This is a genomic window from Actinotalea sp. (assembly GCF_041597215.1).
Classification (GTDB): Bacteria; Actinomycetota; Actinomycetes; order Actinomycetales; family Cellulomonadaceae; genus Actinotalea.
The window spans coordinates 1-4,481 of the sequence record NZ_JBFHHB010000248.1; the positions used below are offsets into that span (position 1 = coordinate 1).

Annotated in this window: 4 protein-coding genes; 1 reads left to right on the plus strand and 3 read right to left on the minus strand. The window is 72.0% G+C overall.

Features of this window, described 5'->3' with window-relative positions; all coding sequences use genetic code 11:
* The 3 genes from ABWK99_RS13850 to ABWK99_RS13860 form a co-directional block, all read right to left on the minus strand.
* A partial coding sequence (locus ABWK99_RS13850) for an ABC transporter ATP-binding protein (protein WP_372595289.1) occupies positions 1-857 on the minus strand: 857 nt, incomplete at its 3' end.
* Positions 858-955: 98 nt separating this feature from the next.
* Complete coding sequence (locus ABWK99_RS13855; RefSeq protein ID WP_372595286.1) at positions 956-1,603, minus strand: ABC transporter permease; 648 nt, start codon at positions 1,601-1,603, stop codon at positions 956-958.
* Positions 1,600-2,406, minus strand: coding sequence for an IclR family transcriptional regulator (locus ABWK99_RS13860; RefSeq protein WP_372595287.1), 807 nt, complete (start codon positions 2,404-2,406; stop codon positions 1,600-1,602). The genes ABWK99_RS13855 and ABWK99_RS13860 overlap by 4 nt, the downstream gene beginning before the upstream one ends.
* 230 nt (positions 2,407-2,636) lie before the next feature.
* On the opposite strand from ABWK99_RS13860, the gene ABWK99_RS13865 reads away from it, so the two are divergent.
* Positions 2,637-4,481 (plus strand): putative bifunctional diguanylate cyclase/phosphodiesterase (locus ABWK99_RS13865; protein WP_372595288.1); only part of this gene is annotated, 1,845 nt, incomplete at its 3' end.

The following is a 4,481-nucleotide window of genomic DNA, read 5'->3' on the forward strand; positions in this document are numbered from 1 at the left end:
GCACGGGGGCGCCCACGGCCGTCCACCTGGGCGACGAGGTCGCCGCGCGAGTGCCGTCCCTTGTCGGACTTGAGCACGTCCCGCAGCGGCATGTCGTCGAGCGTCACCAGGGCGAGGCGACGCACCGCCGCGCCGCCGCCGACGAACTCGCTGACGAAGTCGTCCGCGGGCTCGGAGAGCACCCGGGCGGGCACGTCGTACTGGTGCAGCTTCCCGCCCTGGCCGAAGACGGCGATGCGGTCACCGAGCTTCACGGCCTCGTCGAGGTCGTGGGTGACGAAGCAGATCGTCTTCTTCACCTGGTCCTGAAGGGCGAGGAACTCGTCCTGGAGGCGGTCACGCGTGACCGGGTCGATGGCTCCGAAGGGCTCGTCCATGAGCATGACGGCCGGATCGGCGGCAAGGCCACGGGCCACGCCCACGCGCTGCTGCTGCCCACCGGACAGCTCCTTGGGGTAGCGGTCGCGATACTGCTTGGGCTCGAGACCGACCAGGGCGAGCAGCTCGTCGACGCGCGCGGAGATCCTGGCCTTGTTCCAGCCGAGCAGACGCGGGACGGTGCCGATGTTCGCGGCGATGGTGTGGTGCGGGAAGAGCCCCACCTGCTGGATGACGTAGCCGATGGTGCGGCGCAGGTCGTCGACGTCGACGTCGGTGACGTCCTTGCCGTCGATGACGATGCGCCCGGAGGTCGGCTCGATGAGCCGGTTCATCATCTTCAGCGAGGTCGTCTTGCCACAGCCCGACGGGCCGATGAGCATGACGATCTCGCCCTCGGGGACCGCGAGGTCCAGGTGGCGCACGGCGGGCTCGTGCTGGCCGGGGAAGCGCTTGGAGACCCCGACGAGCTCGATCATCGGGCGCGGGACCGCGATGCCGGAGGAGGGAGTCGTCACGGCGACCGGGCTCGCCCCGGCGTCCGGGATGCCGGACGGAGTGGTGGGTGCAGTCATGATCAGCGGATTCCTCTCGACACGGTGAGCCGCTCCAGGACGGCGTAGGCGGCTTCCAGCAGCAGGGCCACCAGGACGGTCCCGACGATGCCGACGATGATCGAGGCGAGGGCGTTGGCCCCACCGAGTCGGTTCACCCCGGAGAACAGGTAGGTCCCGTAGCCGCCACCCTGGGTGTACGCGGCGGCGACGGCGGTCGCACAGATCACCGTGGTGGTGGTGCGGATCCCGGCCAGGATGACGGGCCAGGCCAAGGGCAGCTTGGCGATCGTGACGCGACGGACCGGCCCCATCCCCATCCCGCGGGCGGACTCGATGACGCTCTTGTCGACCGTGCTCAGCCCGGTCACCGAGGTGACGAAGATCGGGTAGAGCGCGTAGAGCGTGAGACCGATGTAGGCGCCGGTGGGCCCGAGCCCCACGAGCGGGATCAGCAGCACGAAGAGCGCCAGCGAGGGGATCGTCAGCAGGGTCGCCGTCGTGGTCGTGACCACCTCACGGACGATCGCGTGCCGCTCGACGAGCAGAGCCACCAGGACCCCGATGATGGTCGCGGCGATGATCGGGACGAGGACGAGCTGGAGGTGCTCGACCCCGGACAGCAGGATCTCGTCCCAGCGCTTCGCGAGGAAGCCGGGTAGATCGCTCACGGTGTGACCTCCTGAGGTGAGTGGTGCTCGGCCTCGCTGTGCGAGGCCGGACGAGGGGTGCGGGAGACCTCCGTGTGGCGGAGACCAGCGGAGACCTCCGCGGCGCGGACCGGCAGCTCGATCAGGAGGTCCGGGAGGCAGGAGGTGATCCGGTCCGACGGCCCGGACACGACGACGGACGCGATGATCTGACCCGTGGCGTTCCGGACGGGCGCGCCGAGGGCGAGGAGGCCCCGGTCGACCTCCTCGACGGAGAGGGAGATGCCGCGCTCGCGATCCTCGTCGAGCCGCGCGAGCACAGCCTCGGTGGTCCTCGGTGCGAGCGGTCCGGACACCCCGATCCCGACGGCATCGACGAGCCGTCGCAGATCCGGTTCGTGGAGGTCGAGAAGGAGGGCGCGGCCCGCCGCGGTACCGACCAGCGGGTAGGTCCGCCCGACCCAGCCGGTGACCTGGAGCGGGGAGTCCGGGCTCGCGGTGGCGACGCACATCGCCAGGTTCCCGGTGCGGGTGTAGAGCTCCGAGCGTTCGCCGAAGGTGTCGGCGAGGACAGCGATGGCCCGCGTGCCGAGCTCGACGAGGCGGGCGTCCTGCGCGGCGGCGGCGACCGAGTAGAGGCGGGGCCCGATGCGGTACCCGAGGCCGGGATCACGGACGAGCAGCCCCGTCTCGACGAGGGTCCGCAGCAGCCGGGAGACGACGGACTTCTCCAGGCCGACGCCGCGCGCGATCTCCACGACGCCCGGCGCACCGTCCTGCGCACGCAGCGACACGAAGTCCAGGACCGTCAGGATCCGCTGCACCGAGCGTCCGTCACCACTGCCGGGACCGGCGGGCTCGACGACATCGGATCGGGGCGGCACGACTCACGGGCTCCTTGTGCAGGACGAGGGGGACGTACCAGTGTGGCACACAACGCAACGTGCGTTGCACCAGGGCCAACGATGGGCCGCCCGGCGATAGCGCAGCTCGCCCGGCACGACATGAGACGAAAGGCCCCTTTCGTGCGGGTCCGCGGTGCCGATGAGAGGACATGACGCGTCGGCCTGCGCCTTGGGCGACCTACCTCGTGGCCGGCACCGCCGCGGCGGCACTCGTCCTCCTGCTGCCCGACTCCGCCGTGCGCGACCTCTGCTTCGTGCTGGTCGCGGCCACCGCTCCGGTGGCGATCGGGGTCGGGACGCGTCGGCACCGCCCCATCGCGGAAGGTGCGTGGTACGCGATGGCCGCCGCGCTCACGCTCTGGGTGGTCGGTTGCGCCCTCCTCGCCCTCGAGCAGCGGACCGTCTGGACCTCCCCGGTCGCTCCGGACCTCATCCGGCTGATGCTCTACCCGATGGTCACGGCCGGGCTGTGGCTGCTGAGCCGGAGCCGGACCGCGGGCCTGCGCATCGAGGCGATCCTGGACGTGGCCATCGTCTCGACCTCCGCCCTGATGATCAGCGTGGTCTTCCTCGTCGGCCCCAGCTGGGCGGCGGGCACGGGGGCGGACCGGTGGTGGGACGCGGCCTTCCCCCTCGGGAGCGTGCTCGTCTTCGCCTTCCTCGTGCGCCTGGCGTACGCCCCGGGCGCCGGGCGGCTCTCGTCGATCGTCGTCGTCGTCGGCCTCGGCCTCACGCTGGGCTACCAGGCCGTCGCCCATGTCGTCCCCGAGCTCCCGACGCTGGCCTCGGGGGCCGGGGCTCTCACGGTCGAGTGGCTGCCGGCGATGGTCGTCACCGGTGCCGCTGCGCTGCACCCGTCGATGCGGCTCCTCTCCCAGCCCACGCCGCCGCGCCCGGAACCACCCCACAGCCGCCAGATCGCCGTCGCCGGGATGGCACTGGCCACCGGGCCGGCGATCATCGCGGTGCAGTTCGTCGCGGGGGTGCCCTTCAGCGCCGGGGTCATCGCGGTCTTCTACGTCCCGCTGCTGGCGATGGTCTACCTGCGCATGCTCACCCTCGTGCGGCAGGTCAACGACCAGGCGACCACCGATCCCCTGACCGGCCTGCCGAACCGGCGCGCCCTGCACAACGCGGGCCGACTGCGCCTGGCCGATCGGTCGCAGCAGCAGTCCCTTCTCCTGCTCGACCTCGACCGGTTCAAGGAGGTCAACGACTCGCTCGGTCACCATGCGGGCGACGAGCTGCTGATCGCGGTCGCCGGCCGGCTGCGCTCGACGCTCCGGGCGGACGACCTCATCGTCCGGCTGGGCGGCGACGAGTTCGCCGTCCTGCTCGAGGGCGCCGGCGCGGACGAGTCCGAGGCGGTCGCCGTGTCGCTCGGCCGAGCACTGAGCGAGCCCTTCGACCTGGGTGGGTTCGAGGTCCGCTCCTCGGCGAGCATCGGGATCGCCCTGTTCCCCGAGCACGGCACCGACCTGTCGACCCTCCTGCGCAAGGCGGACCGGGCGATGTACTGCGCCAAGATCTCCGGCGCGCCCTGCCTCCACCGGGACGCCCAGGACAGCGCCGAGAGCCTGCACCTCGCCGAGGAGCTCCGCGCAGCACTGCTCGCCGACGCCCTGGTCCTGCACTACCAGCCCGTGCTCGAGCTGCGCACCGGACGCGTCGTCGGCGTCGAGGCGCTCGTCAGGTGGCAGCACCCCGAGCGCGGCTTGCTCCACCCGGCCGACTTCCTCGGCCCGGCCGAGGCTGCCGGCCTGATGGCGCCGCTGACCCGGGCGGTCCTCGCGCGGGCCGTCGGTCAGGCCGCGAGGTGGCGCTCGGCCGGGCAGGAGCTCTCGGTCGCCGTGAACCTGTCCGCCGGGAGCCTCCTGGACCGGGAGCTCCCCACGCTGGTGGTCGAGCTGCTCGCGGCGCACGACCTGCCTCCCGCCTTCCTGACGGTCGAGGTGGCGGAGGAGGTGCTGCGGCCCGAGCTCGCGCACGTGCGC